This window comes from Paraflavitalea soli (genome assembly GCF_003555545.1).
Lineage (GTDB): Bacteria > Bacteroidota > Bacteroidia > Chitinophagales > Chitinophagaceae > Paraflavitalea > Paraflavitalea soli.
Window position 1 is genome coordinate 7515119 of sequence record NZ_CP032157.1, and the last position, 19230, is coordinate 7534348.

Consider the following 19230-nt stretch of genomic DNA (forward strand, 5'->3'; position numbering starts at 1 on the left):
AAGAATACCTGAAGATACCCCTACTTTACACGAAGGTAAAGGCCTTGAATAAAGGAGCCAGACCGGGCTAATACCAGCCTAACAAGAGGAAAAAACCGGAATAAAGAGGAAGATGCGGGGGCAGGTCAGCACTCAGAAGCCTTGTGTTTTACCGCATTCAGGTATTTCTGCCGGATCACGTTTTGCACAGGCGTGTTGTTGATCTTGCTTTCCAGCCAGGAGATAATATCGAGGTACATGAACGCACGCGTTTCAAACCGGTTACGCTCATGCTGCTTCAGTTTATTTAGTAGTTTTTCAAACTCCCCCTTCAACTGTTTAGGCTGCACATGGAACGACCTTCTTAAAAAGCGGAAGATCTCTTCTTCCACCACACTCAGGTTTTCCATCTTTGCCATGAAACGGTATACCGACTTGAACAGGTATTCCAGCAAGTCCAAATTACCCAACTCATAATGCGCTATCAGGTGCAGCAGTCGCGAGTAAGCCTGCAGGTCCGTACGCAGGTCTACCTTCCAGTTGATGATCTTATTGAGGTAGTCGATTGCCTGCTCATAATGGCCACTGCCAAAATACAGCGAAGCGATCTTGTAGTAGAATACCAATATCCGATGCCTGTCGAGGTACAAATAATATTCCTTCAACTTGGCCTCTGTCTCAGACACCAGTGCCAACCCTTCACTGAATGTACCTTCCATAAAGTGTTTGTTCATTTTGGCGATCTGCAGGTACACGAAGGTCTGGATACGGTTGTTGACATTGCCATTGGCGATATCTGATTGCCCAAATGCTTCAAACTTCGCCAGCGTTTCATTGAACTTCTGGTAATTCTGCAGGTCAAAATGCGCACTTAGCAGGTTGTGCATGCCTTTGATATAATGCGCTGTCTCCACCTCCATCATGAACGGCTCTTTCTCAAACAGCTCTACCCATTTTTGTGTATAACGATAGTACTGCAACAGGTCTTGCCGTATAAATGCATACCAGCAATAACACTGGTACAGGTAGAGCTTTTCGTAAAAGCCTTTCAACTCATCTGCCCCCGCAGGAAAATGTTGCTCAAAGAAAGTTCGCAGTGCTATTTCATCTTTCTCATTACGCGCGTGTCCATGCTTTATATACCAGCTATACAATAACAGGGAGAGGTTCGATAACTTACTCGTGTTAACCAGTTTGGCATTTACTTCATTCACTTCACTCGTTAGCTTTTCTGCACGGTCCTGCATACTGCGGGTAATGTGCAGCGCTTCTATCTTCTTCTCAAAAAATAATGCCTGTAATAAATAAGTGACCTGGTTATGCGCCCTGGCTGTTTCCTTCATGCGGTCAAGCACCTTCAGGCTTTGCAGGTACAACCCTTTATTGTATAAGATACGGGCATGGTCCATCTGCTCATGCAGTTGGATATCTATATTGCTGTCCTCCTTAATAAGGCGGAGACTCGATAATACCTGTTTGTATAAATGGGCTTTGATATTCGACAGCTGCTGCTTCTTAATGCTCTCATTTTTCCGCAGCAACAGCGCCTCATCATACTCCTCCATCTTGTCCAGGGCATCGAAAAGCTGAACCACTTTCAGCTCTTCACTGGAGGAATTACGTTGTACATACAGCTTAAAATTCCGCTTTTCTGACTTTTCCAGGGAGTGGATCAGCTGAAAAAGAGCATCGGTTGAGCGATTGGGCATCGTATTTAATAAACGTTAAACCTGTTGATATTCAAATAGTTGAGTGTTGGTTGCTGAGGGTTAAGCAGTGTAAATTACTTACAATTTTGATTTCACTTGCTCAGCAAACAAAGATAATTTCGGTACAGCAGGTTGTTTTAACTGGTTTCTCAGCAAGCAACACAAAAATAAACAGCCTGCTCCTTTATCTTATTACCCTTACAAAAATTATTATGCCAGGACAAAAGGTCTATATTTTTGATACTACGTTACGCGATGGGGAACAAGTTCCCGGATGTAAGTTGAATACAACCGAAAAGATTGAAATAGCTCTGGCCCTGGAAGCATTGGGGGTAGACATCATCGAAGCTGGTTTTCCCATCTCTTCACCCGGCGATTTTCAAAGCGTTCATGAGATCGGTAAAGTGGTTAAGAATGCCGTTGTTTGCGGACTTAGCCGTGCCGTTCAAAAAGACATTGAAGTAGCGGCCGAAGCCCTCCAAAGTGCTAAAAGAAAGCGTATCCATACAGGGATCGGTACTTCCGATTATCATATTAAGTCAAAGTTTAATTCTACCCGCGAAGATATCCTGGAGAGAGCTGCACAGGCCGTAAAATGGGCCCGCAACTTTACAGATGATGTGGAGTTTTATGCCGAAGATGCAGGCAGGACCGACAATGAATACCTGGCCAGGGTAGTGGAAGCCGTCATCGCTGCCGGTGCTACCACCGTCAATATTCCCGATACCACCGGTTATTGCCTGCCACACCAGTATGGCGAAAAGATTGCCTTCCTGGTCAACAATGTACGTAATATCGACAAGGCCGTGATCTCCTGCCATTGCCACAATGACCTTGGTTTGGCCACTGCCAATTCCATCGCAGGCGTAATCAGCGGCGCCCGCCAGATCGAGTGTACTATTAATGGACTGGGTGAAAGAGCCGGCAACACTTCCCTCGAAGAAGTAGTGATGGTCATCAAACAGCACAGCACCCTGGGATATTACACCGATATCAATGCTAAACAACTGAACCCCCTCAGCCGCCTGGTATCCGATACCATGCGTATGCCGGTTCAACCCAATAAAGCGATCGTAGGTGCCAATGCTTTCTCCCATTCTTCCGGTATTCACCAGGATGGGTTCCTGAAAGATGCGCAGACCTATGAGATCATTAATCCTGAAGAAGTAGGAGCTGACGGTAGTAAAATTGTTCTGACGGCCCGCAGCGGCCGCAGCGCCCTTGCTCATCGGTTTCAGAAACTGGGATTCATGTACAACCGCAATGATATTGACGTGTTGTACGAACAGTTCCTGAAAGTGGCAGACAGGAAAAAAGAGGTAGGTGATGAGGACTTGCAAGGCCTGGCACATCAGTACCAGGAAAGGGCGATAGTAGCCTAGTGAGCAGTATTTTCTCATAATCATGTAGTTTTTGTTTAGGCGTGGCGCTTCTGCGCCACGCTTTCATTCACGAAACGAGAGAAACACAAAAAGAAAATGGGGAAGACATTATTCGATAAGATCTGGGAGAAGCATGTCGTCAAACAAATTGAAGGCGGGCCCGCTGTGTTGTATATCGATAAACATTTTATCCATGAAGTAACCAGCCCACAGGCTTTCAAAGGACTGGAACAAAGAGGCTTGAAGGTATTACGCCCACAGCAGGTAGTAGCCACAGCCGATCACAATGTGCCCACACTCAATCAGCACCTCCCTATCAAAGAAGAGCTGTCCCGCAACCAGGTTCAGCAGCTCATCGACAATTGCAAAAAACACGACATTGAATTATATGGCCTTGGACATCCGTTCCAGGGCATTGTGCATGTAATAGGGCCCGAACTGGGCATTACACAGCCCGGCATGACCATCGTATGTGGTGATAGCCATACCTCTACCCACGGTGCTTTTGGATCCATCGCTTTTGGCATTGGTACCAGCGAAGTGGAAATGGTGATGGCTACCCAGTGTATGATGCAGAGTAAGCCAAAGCTCATGCGCATCAATGTAGAAGGTCAGTTAAACAAAGGAGTGGTGTCGAAAGACATCATTTTGTATATTATAGCAACGATATCTGCCAGCGGCGCCACCGGTTATTTTGTAGAATATGCAGGTTCTGCCATCCGTAGCCTCAGCATGGAAGGCCGTATGACCATTTGCAACATGAGCATTGAAATGGGCGCCCGCGGTGGTATGATCGCTCCCGACGACATTACGTTCGATTATATGAAAGGCCGTTTGTTTGCACCCGGCGTAAGCCAGTGGGACAGGAAAGTAAACGCCTGGAAAGAATTGTATTCTGATGAAGACGCTGTATTTGATAAAGAGATCAACATCAATGCAGCCGATATCGAACCCATGATCACCTACGGTACCAATCCCGGTATGGGCATAGGTGTTACCGGGCATATTCCTGCCGAAAATGAGATCGAGGACAAGGAAAAACCTTCCTTCCTCAAATCACTCAATTATATGGGCCTGAAACCAGGCGCGGAGATCAAGGGCAAAAAAGTAGACTATGTGTTCATCGGTAGCTGTACTAACAGCCGTATCGAGGACCTGCGCCTGGTTGCCTCCTTCGTAAAGGGCAGGAAGAAGGCCGATGATGTACAGGTATGGATCGTGCCCGGATCACGCCAGGTAGAAAAACAAGCCATTGCCGAAGGCATTGATAAGATATTCGAAGAAGCCGGTTTCCAGTTACGTCAACCCGGATGTTCTGCCTGCCTGGCCATGAATGAAGATAAAATACCGGCCGGTAAGTATTGTATCTCTACTTCCAACAGGAACTTTGAAGGAAGACAGGGACCCAATGCCAGAACCTTATTGGCCAGTCCTTTAACTGCAGCAGTAGCAGCTATTACAGGAGAGGTAGCAGATGTAAGAGAGTTTTTATAAAGCAAGCTGCGGGCTACTAGCCGCGAGCTACGAGCAAAAAGCTCGCCGCTCGAAGCTCACAGCTCGAAGCCCAAATGATAAGCATGAGTAAGAGTATTAACATTGTTAGATCAACGGTCGTGCCGGTAAATATTGAAAATATAGATACCGATCAGATCATTCCTGCCCGTTTTCTCAAGTCTACCAGCCGCGAGGGATTTGGCAAGAACCTGTTCCGCGACTGGCGCTACAACAATGATGATGAGAATCAGCCCAAAGCCGATTTCCCATTGAACGATCCCACTTATAAAGGAAAGATACTGGTAGCTGCCCGCAACTTTGGTTGTGGTTCCTCCCGTGAACATGCTGCCTGGGCCATTAAGGATGCCGGGTTTGATGTAGTCGTGAGCAGCTTCTTTGCTGATATCTTCCGCAACAATTCACTCAACAACTTCCTGTTACCCATACAGGTAAGCGAAGCATTCCTGCAACAACTGTTTGAAACAGTGGCAAAAGACCCGGCTGCCGAAGTAGCCGTAAACCTGGAACAACAGACCATTACCATCGTTGCTTCCGGTGCACAAGAGACATTTGAGATCAATAGCTATAAAAAGACCTGCCTGCTCAATGGGTATGATGATATCGATTACCTGCTTAGCATGCGCAGCGAAATAGAGGCCTTTGAAGCGGCCCGCCCCTAAGCGTTATCCTAAACCCGAAAACAAAAAACTACATGGAAAAAAATATTGTTGTAATTGAAGGCGACGGCATCGGTCCCGAGGTCACCAGGCAATCTGTCAAGGTGCTCAATGCCATTGCCGAACAGTTTGGTCATTCCTTTCATTACAAGTATTGCCTCATGGGCGCCGATGCCATTGACAAGACCGGCAGCCCATTGCCCGACGAAACCATTGAAGCCTGCCTCAACAGCGACGCTATCCTGTTTGGTGCGATTGGTCATCCTAAATACGACAACGACCCCTCCGCCAAAGTACGCCCCGAACAGGGCCTGCTCAAACTCCGCAAGTCACTACAATTGTTTGCCAATATACGTCCCGTAACCACGTACCCCTCTTTGCATCATCTCTCCCCATTGAAAACTAAAAATATTGAAGGGGTCGATTTTGTGATCTTCCGTGAACTCACGGGCGGCATTTACTTCGGTAAAAAAGAAGTAAACGAGGAAAATACCCGGGCCTCTGACGATTGTGTGTACACCCGTGAGGAGATCGAGCGGGTGTCACACCTTGCCTTCCGCTCTGCACAGCAGCGCCGGAAAAAGCTCACATTGGTAGACAAGGCCAATGTACTCGAAACTTCCAGGCTCTGGCGTAAAGTGGTACAGGAAATGGCTGGTCAGTATCCTGATGTAGCTGTAGACTTCCTGTTTGTAGACAATGCTGCCATGCAGATCATCCTGAATCCCAAACAGTTTGATGTGATACTCACAGAAAACATGTTTGGTGATATCATCAGCGATGAAGCCAGCGTCATCAGCGGATCATTGGGCTTATTGCCTTCTGCATCCGTGGGTAACGGCTCAGCCTTGTTTGAACCCATCCATGGTTCTTATCCCCAGGCGACCGGTAAAGACATTGCCAATCCGTTGGGATCCATTCTTTCATCCGCTATGCTGTTGGATTACATCGGGTTAACCAAAGAAGCAGCCCTCGTAAGAGAAGCCGTGGAGTGGACTTTGCAGAATGGCTTTGTGACCAAGGATATCGATTCCATTAATTTCTATTTCACTTCCACCATTGGCGAACTGATCTGTGATTATGTTGCAAACAGGATACCCGATGGCGTGAATCAGCACAATATAGAGTTGAGAAAATCAACCATTATATAAAGGTGTTCCTGCTTCACTTGTAGGAGTGAGGCTAAAATAAAGTTGCTTGCTATAGTTCTTTTTTTGAAACGGGGGGTGTATATTCGCAGTGCATCATTCCTTCTATGTTTAAAAGCAGAACAAATAATGTCATCGCTGTATTTACCGCAATAATTATTGTGGTGGTCGTGGTCATTATTATTCCTGCAACAAACGGAGGTGGTGTTTAACGTATAATTTAATTAGTTAAAAATACAAAGCGACCCGCCTCCCACGAGGCGGGTTTCTTTTTTGTTTTACCCCGCCGCAAAGGCATTAAAAACTAAAGAGTCATGGCATCCTATTACAACGAAAATACCATTGTATACCTCAATGGGAAATACGTAAAAGCTTCCGAAGCGAAGGTTGATCTCTACGGTCAGACCATGCATTATGGCCTGGGCGTATTTGAAGGCATCCGTTCTTACCATACCGTGCATGGCAACACCAAGATATTCAAGGCAGTCGAACACTACGATCGCCTCAGGAATTCGGCCGAAGCACTCAATATGCCATACAACTGGCATACCGTAGACCTCATCGATGCTACCTATGAAGTGTTGCGCCAGAATAACCTGCAGGATGCCTATATCCGTCCCCTGGTGTATGGACCGGCCAACATGAGCTTCAACCTCAATTCCGAATCCAATATCGTGATCGAAGTATGGGAGATGGGCAAATTCCTCGGTGATAAATTATTACGCGTATTGGCTTCTCCCTTTCAACGCCCCAATCCCGGCGGATTTAAAATAGAGGCTAAAGCCTGTGGTCATTATGTCAATTCCATCTTAGCCAGCCAGGATGCCAAAGCCAAAGGATATGATGAAGCCCTCCTCACCGATATGCATGGTTTTGTAGCAGAAGGGCCCGGCGCCAACATGTTCTATGAAAAAGATGGCAAACTGTACACCCCGGCATTGGGCCATATCCTGCCCGGTATCACCAGGGCTACCGTTATCGAACTTTGTGATGAGCTCAATATAGCCGTTGAAGAAAAGACTTTCACCGTCGATGAATTGAAACAGGCCGATGCCGCTTTCTTCTGCGGTACAGCCGCCGAGGTCATTGGATGGGAATCACTGGACAAAGTAAAGTTCCCCCTCGACTGGAACAATAGCCTGGGCAAAGTATTGCAGCAGGCCTATAAGGATCGCGTAACCGAACGTTCCCTGGCCCCTGAAAGACTGGACGGCCTGGGCAAAGGTTTAAAGAGTAAAGAAGCTATTAGCGCAAGGTAGATCACAAGGTGGGTCGCCCTTAAAGGGCGGCTCACCTTGGAACAGACAATAAGCATAAAACAATAAATCATAGTTCATTCAAGGATCAGTATGAAAGAATTAAATAAATATTCAAAGACGATTACACAGGATGTTACCCAGCCTGCGGCACAGGCCATGTTGTACGGTATTGGATTGACAGATGAAGATCTGAAGAAAGCACAGGTAGGCATTGTGAGCATGGGATATGACGGCAACACCTGCAATATGCACCTCAATGACCTGGCCAAAGTAGTAAAGCAAGGCGTATGGGACAATGACCTGGTGGGACTGATCTTTAATACCATTGGTGTGAGCGATGGCATCAGCAACGGAACAGAAGGTATGCGTTACTCCCTCGTGAGCCGCGATATTATAGCCGACTCTATTGAAGCCGTATGCGGCGCTCAGTATTATGATGGCGTGATTGCCTTACCCGGTTGCGATAAGAACATGCCCGGATCACTGATTGCCATGGGCAGGTTGAACCGCCCGGCCATCATGGTCTACGGTGGCACCATCGCTCCCGGTCATTACAAAGGACAAGACCTGAATATCGTTTCTTCTTTCGAAGCATTGGGACAAAAGATAGCAGGCAATCTTTCCGAAGAAGATTTCAAGGGTATCGTACGCCATTCCTGCCCCGGTGCAGGCGCCTGTGGTGGTATGTATACCGCCAATACCATGGCTTCTGCTATTGAAGCATTGGGTATGAGCCTGCCTTACTCTTCTTCCAATCCTGCCCTGAGCGAAGACAAGCAGAAAGAATGTATAGAAGCAGGTAAAGCCATCCGACTCCTGCTGGAAAAAGACATCAAGCCCAAAGACATCATGACACGTAAGGCATTTGAAAATGCCATCACCGTCATCATGATCCTCGGAGGCAGCACCAACGCCGTGTTGCACCTCATCGCCATGGCCAAGAGCGTGGATGTGCCCCTTACACAGGATGATTTCCAGGCCATCAGCAATAAGATACCCGTATTGGCCGACTTTAAGCCCAGTGGTAAATACCTCATGCAGGACCTGCACCAGTATGGTGGTGTACCTGCTGTCATGAAATATTTGTTGAAGAAAGGACTCCTCCATGGTGATTGCCTTACCGTAACCGGTAAAACACTGGCAGAGAACCTGGCCGAAGCACCTGATCTCGATTTCGATCAGCAGAAAATAATCCTTCCCCTCGAAACACCGATCAAGCAAACAGGCCACTTGCAAATACTCTACGGCAACCTGGCCGAAAAGGGTAGTGTAGCCAAGATCAGCGGTAAAGAAGGCGAGCGCTTTGAAGGTCCCGCCCGTGTATTCGATGGCGAGTTTGAGCTCATCAAGGGTATCAACACCGGTAAGATCAAAGCTGGCGATGTAGTGGTGATCCGTCACGTAGGCCCTAAAGGAGCACCCGGTATGCCCGAAATGTTGAAACCAACTTCCGCCATTATCGGTGCTGGTCTGGGTAAAAGCATTGCCCTCATCACCGATGGACGCTTTAGCGGCGGTACCCATGGATTTGTGGTAGGCCATATTACCCCCGAAGCATTTGAAGGTGGATTGATCGCACTGGTACAGGACGAAGATATTATTGAACTCGATGCTACCAAAAATACCATCGTGCTCAAAGTGCCTGATAACATTATCGCTGAGCGCAGGGCTAAGTGGGCACAACCCGCCCTCAAGGTCACCAAAGGCCTCCTGTTCAAATATGCCAAAAGCGTAAAGGATGCCTCTGAAGGTTGCGTGACCGACGAAAACTAAGATACTAAGGGTGGGTCGCCCTACAAAGGCGGCTCACCCGGCTAACATACGAATAGAACCTTAAAAGAAAATATTATGAGCAGTACAATCGAAATGGCGCCCAAAAAGATCCAGACAAAAGACAAGGCTACCAGCCTTAGCGGTTCGCAGGCTGTACTGGAAGCCTTTCTGGCCGAAGGGGTAGATACCATCTTTGGTTATCCCGGTGGCGCCATCATGCCTATCTATGATGCCTTATACGATTACCAGGAACGACTGAACCATATACTCGTGCGCCATGAGCAGGGAGGCATCCATGCTGCCCAGGGTTATGCACGTACTTCTGGTCGCACAGGCGTAGTATTTGCCACCAGCGGTCCCGGCGCTACCAACCTCGTCACCGGTTTGGCAGATGCCATGATCGATAGTACCCCACTCGTTTGTATCACCGGACAGGTATTTGCTCACCTGTTGGGTACCGATGCCTTTCAGGAAACCGATGTGATCAATATTACCACCCCTGTTACCAAATGGAACTACCAGGTAACAGATGCTACCGAAATACCGTCTGTATTGGCCAAGGCCTTTTACATTGCCAAAAGCGGCAGGCCCGGCCCCGTATTGATCGATATTACCAAGAATGCACAGATACAGAAATTCGATTATGAAGGATATGAGAAATGCAACCATATCCGCAGCTATCGTCCCAAGCCCATCGTGCGCAAGGAATATGTAGAGCAGGCTGCTAAAATGATCAATGAAGCAGAGCGACCCTTTGTGATCTTTGGTCAGGGTGTTATACTTGGCAAAGCCGAAACCGAATTCCTGAAATTCATTGAGAAAGCCGGTATCCCTACTGCCTGGACCATCCTGGGCGAAAGCGCTATTCCAACCGACCACCCACTGGCCGTTGGTATGCTGGGTATGCACGGTAACTATGGCCCCAATGTATTGACCAACGAGTGCGATGTCCTCATTGCCATCGGTATGCGGTTCGATGACCGTGTTACCGGAAGGCTCGACAAATACGCCCGCCAGGCCAAAGTGATCCACCTCGATATTGACCCCGCCGAGATTGATAAGAATGTAAAATCTGCCGTACCTGTATGGGGTGATTGCAAAGAAACATTGCCCCTGCTTACCGAATTGATAGCGCCAAAAGTATATCCCCAATGGCTGCAGAAATTCCGGGAGTATCAGCAACAGGAAGAAGAGACCTGTATCAATCCCGAACTCAATCCCACTTCCGATGAAATGACCATGGGAGAGGTGATCAGGACCTTAAATGAGCTCACAGGTGGCGATGCTGTCATTGTTACCGACGTAGGTCAGCACCAGATGGTAGCCTGCCGCTATGCGAAGTTCACACAGTCTAAGAGCAATGTGACCTCCGGTGGATTGGGTACCATGGGTTTTGCCTTACCCGCAGCCGTGGGTGCCAAGTTTGGCGCTCCCAGCCGTACCGTAGTAGCCATCATTGGCGATGGTGGTTTCCAGATGACCCTGCAGGAACTGGGTACCATTATGCAGTTTGATGTGGATGTAAAAATATTGATCCTCAACAACCAGTTCCTCGGTATGGTGCGCCAGTGGCAGCAGCTTTTCCACGACAAGCGTTATTCCTTTGTCAACATCACCAGTCCCGATTTTGTACAGGTGGCCAAAGGGTATCGTATTGAAGGCAACAGCATCTCCGAACGAGATAAGTTGAAAGCTGCTGTAAAGACCATGCTGGACCATAAGGGCGCTTACCTGCTCGAAGTGATGGTAGGAAAGGAAAACAACGTATTCCCCATGGTGCCACAGGGCTGCAGCGTTGCAGAGATCAGACTTAAATAAAAATTTGTAGCATAAAAGTACCGACATGTCAAAGCAGGAATTCACAGTAACCGTTTATACAGAGAACCAGATCGGTTTACTGAACCGTATTGCCATTATTTTCTCCCGTCGTAAGATCAATATCGAAAGCCTCAATACCTCACCCAGTGAAGTGGAAGGCATTCACCGTTTTACCATCGTGATCAATGAAGTGGAAGAAGTAGTGAAAAAGCTGGCCCGCCAGATCGAAAAGCAGGTAGAAGTATTAAAAGCTTACTACAATACCAATGAGGAGATCGTGTGGCAGGAACTGGCCATGTATAAAGTGCCTACTGATGAAATTGCCGAAAAGGTAAAAGTGGAAAGGTTATTGCGTGAATACGGCGCCCGTGCTGTAGTGATCCGTAAGGACTATACAATTTTTGAGACTACCGGTCAGCGAGAGGAAACTGATAAGCTCATTTCCGTACTGGAGCCTTATGGCCTCATTGAGTTTGTACGCAGTGCACGTGTGGCCATCATCAAAGCCAGCAGTGGTTTCCATGAGAAGCTCAAGGAGTTTGAACAAACAGAGCCCGGCGAAGAAGTAATAGAAAATGAATTCCTGGATAAGCAGGATGAAGTGTTCACCATGTAAGTTTACCAGGGTGGGTCGCCTTCTTAAGGCGGCTCACCCGATCCCAAAAGAAACAATCAACATTCATAAAGTAGTTCCAAACAAAAAACTAAAAACCATAAACATTTAAAGATGGCAAAGTTAAATTTCGGCGGTGTGGAAGAAAACGTAGTAACCCGTGAAGAGTTCCCACTGGCCAAAGCGCAAGCTGTATTGAAAAATGAAGTAGTGGCAGTAATTGGCTATGGCGTACAAGGCCCCGGTCAGGCACTGAACCAAAAAGATAATGGTATCAACGTGATCGTTGGACAACGTAAGAATTCCAAAACCTGGGATAAAGCCGTACGCGATGGATTTGTACCTGGTGAAACACTGTTCGAAATAGAAGAAGCTTTGCAACGCGGTACTGTTATTTGCTACCTGCTCAGCGATGCTGCCCAGATTGCGCTGTGGCCTACTGTGCAAAAGCACCTGACACCCGGCAAAGCCCTTTACTTCTCTCATGGTTTTGGTATCACCTTCAATGAGCAAACAGGTATCGTTCCTCCCAAGGATGTAGACGTATTCCTCGTAGCTCCCAAAGGTTCCGGTACTTCCCTGCGCCGTATGTTCCTGCAAGGTCGTGGTCTCAACAGTAGCTACGCCATTTTCCAGGATGCAACCGGTAAAGCAAAAGAAAGAGTAATTGCCCTCGGTATTGCCGTAGGTAGCGGTTACCTGTTTGAAACTGATTTCAGGAAAGAAGTATATTCTGACCTTACCGGCGAAAGAGGTACACTCATGGGTGCTATCCAGGGTATCTTCGCTGCCCAATATGAAGTATTGCGCAAAAAAGGACATACCCCTTCCGAAGCATTCAACGAAACCGTTGAAGAGCTTACACAATCCCTCATGCCCCTGGTAGCCGAGAATGGTATGGATTGGATGTATGCCAACTGCTCTACTACCGCACAACGTGGTGCACTCGACTGGTGGAAGAAATTCCGTGATGCTACTTTACCTGTATTCACTGAATTGTATGAAAGCGTAGCGACCGGCAAAGAAAGCCAACGCTCTATCGATTCCAACAGCCAGCCCGACTACCGCGAAAAACTGGAAGTTGAACTGAAAGAACTCCGCGACAGCGAAATGTGGCAAGCTGGTAAAACAGTAAGAAGCCTCCGTCCTGAAAATCAGGCAGCTCCAGCTAAAAAAGCAGCTGAAGTAGCGAATTAATCATACTGCAAGGCACCAAAGGCGCAAAGTTCATCTGTTTCTCTTTGCGCCTTTGTGTCTCTGCACAAAGACCTCTCCCCGGAGTATACCACAAGAATCACATGAGCTTACCTGCGTCCCATACTACAGCACTCGAATTTCATAAAGCCGCCCTCCGGCTAAAGAAAGTAGTGACTAAAACACCCCTGGTGTTGAATCAGAGCCTTTCCCGTAAATACCAGTGCAACGTATACCTGAAAAGGGAAGACCTCCAGGTAGTCCGTTCTTACAAACTGCGGGGCGCCTACAATATGATGAGCAGCCTGCCTGCTGATCAATTGCAGAAGGGCGTAGTATGTGCCAGCGCTGGCAACCATGCACAAGGATTTGCTTACTCCTGTAAAAAACTGGGTGCAAAAGGTGTGGTGTTTATGCCCATCATTACCCCCAACCAAAAGGTGAAGCAAACCAAAATGTTTGGCGAAGACCATATTGAGGTCGTGCTGGTGGGAGATACCTTTGATGACTGTGCCATTGCAGCCAAAGAATACACAGAAAAGAATGGCTTGACCTTCATTCCTCCTTTTGATGATTACCGCATCATTGAAGGACAGGGCACAGTGGCGGTAGAGATATTGGAAGAACAAGCTGATATAGATTATGTGTTTATTCCTGTAGGCGGCGGTGGCCTCAGTGCCGGTGTAGGGACTTTCTTTAAGACCTTTTCACCCCGTACAAAGATCATTGGCCTGGAGCCCGAAGGCGCCCCTTCCATGAAAAAAGCCCTGGAAGCAGGACATCCTGTAACCCTCGACAGTATCGATCGTTTTGTAGACGGCGCAGCCGTAAAGCGGGTAGGGGACCTTACCTTCTCTATTTGTAAAGAAGTGCTCGACGATATGCACCTGGTACCCGAAGGCAGGATTTGTTCTACCATCCTGAAATTGTACAATGAAGATGCTATAGTAGTAGAACCAGCCGGCGCCTTATCCATAGCTGCCCTGGATGATTATGCCGATGCCATCAAAGGAAAGAATATTGTTTGTATTGTAAGTGGCAGCAACAATGATATTGACCGTATGCAGGAGATCAGGGAACGCAGCCTGCAATACGAAGGATTAAAACATTATTTCCTCGTACGCTTTGCACAGCGTCCCGGTGCACTCAAAGAGTTTGTGAACCACGTTCTGGGACCCAACGACGATATTACCCGCTTTGAATACATGCAAAAGCACAACAAAGAAACCGGGCCCGCCCTCGTAGGCGTGGAATTACAATCCCGCGAAGATTATGAAGTGCTCCTCCGCAATATGGACAAATACCATATCAACTATACCGAGCTGAATAAGGATGACAATCTATTTGGATACTTGGTGTAAGTAGATTATTAGTCCGCAATTCGCCCAAACTGTATTCTCTCGCAGCTCGCAACTCACCGCTCGCAGCTTTTCCTACTGCTGCTGTTGCTGCTGCATCATCTCCATATGTTTGCGCCAGGAATTGGTAGGTTCTCCGTTCGTAGGAGCTACAGGTTGCGGCGTTAATACCGTTGCCTCATCAATTTGAGTCACCCCGTCTTCATAAGCTACCGATACCCCTACATCCAAACGATGGTTGGCTGTTCCTTTATAAGTACCTTTTACCGGTGAGCAATCCATAAAACTCCGGCCTACTGCCAGTCGCACGTGTAGTTCATTGGCGATGCAGTTATTCGTGGGGTCAAATCCCAACCATCCAAAGAAAGGAATATAAGCTTCTACCCAGGCGTGCGTAGCCCCTTCACCCCGCATACCATTCCGGTTGGGGCACACATAACCACTCACATAGCGCGCTGGTATATTGATCATGCGCAGCATAGAGGACAGCATGTGCGCAAAATCCTGGCACACTCCCGCCTTCAATTGCCATATCTCGTCCAGCGTAGTTTCTACAGTAGTAACCCCTTTGATGTATTGGAAGTTATTGTATACATATTCCGTCAGTTTATACGCCGCTTCCAGCACATTCACCTGCCTGCTCTCAGCCGCATGGGCAATATGCTGTACTTCATGCAGTGCGTCAAACTTTTCCTGTTTGAGGAAGTCTATATAGGGGATCTCAAAAGCAAGTGCAATAAGATTACTCCACTGGTCTTCTTTGGAGGCAGATACTACCGGCAGATTCCGCTCCCGCGTAACCACTTCCATCTTGGCATCGATGATCAGCTCTTTGTGCGAAGCCGTATACATAAAGGAGCCTACCTTGTTGCCATAATAATCATGGTACAGATCTACCGCCGGTTCTCCCGTGATCAATAAATCGTGTTTCAATACATCCTGGTATTCATCCTCTATAGGGAATAACATGATCTGGTTCGCACTATCTACTACAGGTACTTCGTAGCTATACCTGGTAACGTGGTGAATTTTAAATCTTGGCATGAATTACAATCAGTTTTCTCGTTGTTCTGAGGTCAAATGTAACTTTAAAAGCGGATTTTCACCGATCAGGTATAAGCAAAATAATGTTGACTAAGCGCCGTACCGATGGCGTACAGCTCATTCTTCACCCCCGTCAGGAATTCATGCAGCCCTTGCTGCATGATACTTTCCGGTGTTGAATACCGTACCCGGCTTTTTACCCGGCCCATCATAAAGTCGATGCTATTGTAAGCTGTGGTCGTTTGCTCACTTTTAAGCCGTTCAAAATACCGGCTCATCTGGTCTATTGAATACATCACAGAACGGGGAAAGTGATTGTTGAGTACAATTTGCTCCACTACCCGCCTGGCTTCAAAACCACCCGAATAATTCCGGAGATACAACTCATAACCCGAGATCGACAGCAGCAGGTACCGCCAGTAAGTAGTATCCGTAATATTCGAAAAGTCAAACTTACTGTCACTGAATTTTACATCCAGGATATCCGCACTTTGGATAGCACGTTCCAGGAAGCGGCCAATATTCATAAAGGAGTAACCCTCGCCGCGGGCCATCGTAATATCTGAAGTGCCATAAAACAGCAGCCCTTGTTTGATCAGGATGTCCAGCGCTGTGATAGGGTCTTCCTTGTACAGCCATTCCAGCAATTGCTCATCCCGCACCGTGTGGTAGAAATCATTGAGACATTGCCATAGCTCCTTGGTGATATGATCTTGTACACTGCGTGCATTTTCCCTGGCCTGCGTCACGATATTCAGCACCGAATTGGGATTTTCCTTATCCGACACCATATACTGCAACACCGTTCTGCCCTGGCAGGCAATAGTGGCCGCTTCTTCCTCCGATAAATAAGTGAAGATCTTCAATACCGGTTGCCAGGAAAAGTATTGCAGGTCATCCTGCGAAAGTGCATAATTCGTTTTCAGCATCCGCAATATGCCATCCGTACGCTCCATGTACCGGTTCATCCAGAATAAACTATCCGCTACTCTACTAAGCATGTATGATTAAATTAGCTGTTAGTTTCCCTTTCTTTGTCATTTCAACTCCTTCTTTGTCCTCTGACCCATCTTTGTCATTTCGGCCATTCTTTGTCATTTCGACCGCAGGGAGAAATCTGCTATCGAAGCAAACGACTGCCGATTCACGACTGCCGACTGCCGATCCTCACACAGTCAGCACCCACGTATCCTTACTCCCTCCCCCCTGTGATGAGTTCACCACCAGCGATCCCTCCCGCAATGCCACCCGCGTCAATCCGCCGGGTACAATGCGAATGCCATTGGGGCCGCATAAAGCATAGGGCCGCAGGTCCACCCGGCGCGGTTGTAATTTCCCGTTCATATAACAGGGCGCAGAAGACAGGCTGATCGTAGGTTGCGCAATGAACTGCCGTGGATCCTTCAAAATAACTGCCTGGTAATCGCTGATCTCTTTGTCCGAGGCCGTATGGCCCATCAACATGCCATAGCCGCCACTTTCATTCGTCTTCTTGATCACCATATTGTTCATGTTCTTAAACACGTATTCCTGCTCTTCCGGGTTGCCCAGTTGATACGTAGGCACATTTTTAAGCAGCGGCTCTTCATTCAGGTAATAACGGATCATAGCCGGCACATACGAGTAGATCGCTTTATCATCTGCTACCCCGTTACCCACCGCATTGACAATAGCCACGTTGCCTTTACGGTAGGCGCTCATGATGCCCGATACTCCCAGTGCGCTCGAAGCATTGAATACCAGTGGGTCAAGAAAGTCATCATCCACACGCCGGTAGATCACATCTACCTGCTGCAGGCCCGCTGTGGTTTTCATATACACCCGGTGATTGTCCACTACCAGGTCGCGGCCTTCCACCAATTCAATGCCCATCATGCGGGCCAGCGTGGTATGTTCGAAATAAGCAGAATTATAAATGCCGGGTGACAACAGTACCACCGTTGGATTGCTATTTTGCCGCGGCGCCATCGATACCAGGTTCTTGTGCAGGATATTGGGATATTCCATTACACTGCGTACATTGATCAGCGGCAGCAGATCCGGGAAGATACGTTTCGTGATCTCCCTGTTTTCCAGCATATAACTTACACCACTCGGTGTACGCAGGTTATCTTCCAGCACATAGAAAGTACCATCATTGTCCCTGATCAGGTCAATACCCGCAATATGAACATAGATATCGTAGGGAACCGGAAAGCGAACCATTTCCCGCAGGAAGTGCGGGCAACTATATATAATAGACAACGGCACCAGTCCGTCTTTAATAATGAACTGCTCGTTGTATACATCCTTTAAAAAGAGATTGAGCGCTTTGAGCCGCTGTTGGATACCTTTTTCTATATAGTTCCACTCAGCTGCCGTAATGATGCGCGGGATGATGTCGAAAGGAAAGATCTTTTCAATGCCTTCACCACTATTATAGACAGTAAAGGTGATGCCCTGCGTCATGAACAGCCTTTTGGCCTGTTCTTCTTTTTTACCCAGTTCTTCCATGCTCAGGTGTTGCAGGAAATCAACTACCCCGCTGTATTGTTGCCGTACAGCGCCGGTTTCATACATTTCATCCCAGGTATTGTTGTCAGGGCGATAGCCATTCAATAGCTCGTTCGTTAGCATAGCAGGGGGCTTTGGTTAAGAATGGCAAGAAGATCGTAGCAATAACGTCGACTTATCCAAATATAAGAAAAACAAGTATACGCATCACATGTTCATGTGGTTTAAGTCCTTTGTGACATTCCTTTAACAACGTTCCTCCTTACTTCGCTGTCAGTAAGCCACAACAATAAAATGATAAAGCCATGAAAGCAACAAGAACAACCGGTAACCCTGCACAGTTATTCAAACCCGCACCACTCCTGCACCTCTTGATCATCTTTACCGCCCTTGCCTTATTTACGGCCTGCAAAAAAGACAAAGGCCATGATCCTGACCCCGACCCATCCGGTGATAAGGAATTACTGGTTAATTTCAGTACTACTTCCGTCGCTTACAACCTGGTCGATTCAGGTTTTGTGGTCCTTAAAAAACAAGGCGCTGCTAACCAGTTTTTCAAACGCTTTGAAAAAAAGACCGACGCTATCAGTTTCTCTATTGGTGACCTTTCTGCCGGCAACTGGACAGCCGAGATGTACATCTTTGCCCGCTTCAATGGATCGGCCGGCCGCCGGTACCGCCAGGACAAAACTTTCACTATACAGTCAGGCGGAGCCAAAGAGAACATTACCCTTGCCGCACCTACCGGCGCCATTACCGATGCCTGGAAGCCCTATGCTTTCTTCCGGCATGAACAGCTGGGTGTTTCCATTGCTGTGGCCCTCGACAATACCGATCCTCACTTTGATATAGAAGTGAAGGATACCCGGTGGGACCTCTTCTATATAGAACGTTATGCCAACAAATGGCTACAGGGGCCGGGTGGGCCCAATGCAAAGGTGGCCGAGTACATCTGGAGCTGCGACAATGCCTGCTATACCTCCGATAAGTTCATCAACAACAATACAGGCTTTTTACCCTTTATCCAGGAAGTAGGCAATAACCCCTGGGATAATGGCCTCATCATTGTCGTAGTCGCCGATAACGACGGCGCCGACGTTCAGTTCTCCCACCGCTACAATAAATAAGACCCTTACCGGCTGTCAGCCTGAGCCTGTCGAAGGCGTCTTAAGGGTGGGTCGCCCTTGAAGGGCGGCTCACCCGATCTGTAATACCCCCAAAAACCGCCCTTCTCCCCGGAAAAGCGCGGTTTTTTGCGGGCGCGCCACAGAAAAGATAAAGATTTTACC

At 47.6% G+C, this 19230-nt stretch carries 15 protein-coding genes; 11 read left to right on the forward strand and 4 right to left on the reverse strand.

The features are described 5' to 3' along the window. Positions 1-125 precede the first annotated feature (125 nt). Positions 126-1688, reverse strand: a complete 1563-nt coding sequence (locus tag D3H65_RS29000) for a hypothetical protein (RefSeq protein ID WP_119053650.1) — start codon at positions 1686-1688, stop codon at positions 126-128. A 212-nt stretch (positions 1689-1900) separates the two neighbouring features. Here D3H65_RS29000 and D3H65_RS29005 point away from each other — a divergent pair, with 212 nt between their 5' ends. The 10 genes from D3H65_RS29005 (at position 1901) to ilvA (ending at position 14407) form a co-directional block, all read left to right on the forward strand. Next, the gene (locus D3H65_RS29005; protein WP_119053651.1) at positions 1901-3070 is read left to right on the forward strand and encodes a 2-isopropylmalate synthase; all 1170 of its coding nucleotides are present in this window, start codon (positions 1901-1903) and stop codon (positions 3068-3070) included. A 96-nt stretch (positions 3071-3166) separates the two neighbouring features. Next, a complete protein-coding gene (leuC, locus tag D3H65_RS29010) occupies positions 3167-4564 on the forward strand; it encodes a 3-isopropylmalate dehydratase large subunit (protein WP_119053652.1) in 1398 nt (465 codons plus the stop codon). Between the two features lie 83 nt (positions 4565-4647). Further along, positions 4648-5244 carry a 3-isopropylmalate dehydratase small subunit gene (gene leuD, locus D3H65_RS29015; protein ID WP_119053653.1) on the forward strand — a complete coding sequence of 199 codons (597 nt, stop codon included), beginning with the start codon at positions 4648-4650 and terminating at the stop codon, positions 5242-5244. Positions 5245-5276: 32 nt separating this feature from the next. Further along, on the forward strand, positions 5277-6392 hold the full coding sequence (gene leuB, locus D3H65_RS29020; RefSeq protein ID WP_119053654.1) for a 3-isopropylmalate dehydrogenase: 1116 nt from the start codon (positions 5277-5279) through the stop codon (positions 6390-6392). Between the two features lie 311 nt (positions 6393-6703). Further along, positions 6704-7648: a branched-chain-amino-acid transaminase gene (ilvE, locus tag D3H65_RS29025; protein ID WP_119053655.1), complete on the forward strand. Its 945-nt coding sequence runs from the start codon at positions 6704-6706 to the stop codon at positions 7646-7648. Positions 7649-7738: 90 nt separating this feature from the next. After that, on the forward strand, positions 7739-9421 hold the full coding sequence (ilvD, locus tag D3H65_RS29030) for a dihydroxy-acid dehydratase (RefSeq protein WP_119053656.1): 1683 nt from the start codon (positions 7739-7741) through the stop codon (positions 9419-9421). Between the two features lie 75 nt (positions 9422-9496). Next, a complete protein-coding gene (gene ilvB / locus D3H65_RS29035) occupies positions 9497-11239 on the forward strand; it encodes a biosynthetic-type acetolactate synthase large subunit (RefSeq protein WP_119053657.1) in 1743 nt (580 codons plus the stop codon). 25 nt (positions 11240-11264) lie between these two features. Beyond that, positions 11265-11855 carry an acetolactate synthase small subunit gene (gene ilvN, locus D3H65_RS29040; protein WP_119053658.1) on the forward strand — a complete coding sequence of 197 codons (591 nt, stop codon included), beginning with the start codon at positions 11265-11267 and terminating at the stop codon, positions 11853-11855. Positions 11856-11966: 111 nt separating this feature from the next. Further along, positions 11967-13049: a ketol-acid reductoisomerase gene (gene ilvC / locus D3H65_RS29045; protein WP_119053659.1), complete on the forward strand. Its 1083-nt coding sequence runs from the start codon at positions 11967-11969 to the stop codon at positions 13047-13049. Positions 13050-13150: 101 nt separating this feature from the next. Further along, positions 13151-14407 carry a threonine ammonia-lyase gene (gene ilvA / locus D3H65_RS29050; RefSeq protein WP_119053660.1) on the forward strand — a complete coding sequence of 419 codons (1257 nt, stop codon included), beginning with the start codon at positions 13151-13153 and terminating at the stop codon, positions 14405-14407. 72 nt (positions 14408-14479) lie between these two features. Here the strand turns inward: ilvA and D3H65_RS29055 are convergent, their stop codons facing one another. From D3H65_RS29055 to D3H65_RS29065, 3 genes are all read right to left on the reverse strand, one after another. Continuing rightward, positions 14480-15448, reverse strand: a complete 969-nt coding sequence (locus D3H65_RS29055) for a transglutaminase family protein (RefSeq protein ID WP_119053661.1) — start codon at positions 15446-15448, stop codon at positions 14480-14482. Positions 15449-15513: 65 nt separating this feature from the next. Next, entirely contained in the window at positions 15514-16449 is a 936-nt protein-coding gene (locus tag D3H65_RS29060) for an alpha-E domain-containing protein (protein WP_119053662.1), read from the reverse strand. Between the two features lie 166 nt (positions 16450-16615). After that, a complete protein-coding gene (locus D3H65_RS29065) occupies positions 16616-18064 on the reverse strand; it encodes a circularly permuted type 2 ATP-grasp protein (RefSeq protein ID WP_119053663.1) in 1449 nt (482 codons plus the stop codon). Between the two features lie 182 nt (positions 18065-18246). On the opposite strand from D3H65_RS29065, the gene D3H65_RS29070 reads away from it, so the two are divergent. Then, positions 18247-19068 carry a hypothetical protein gene (locus tag D3H65_RS29070; protein ID WP_119053664.1) on the forward strand — a complete coding sequence of 274 codons (822 nt, stop codon included), beginning with the start codon at positions 18247-18249 and terminating at the stop codon, positions 19066-19068. Positions 19069-19230 lie beyond the last annotated feature (162 nt).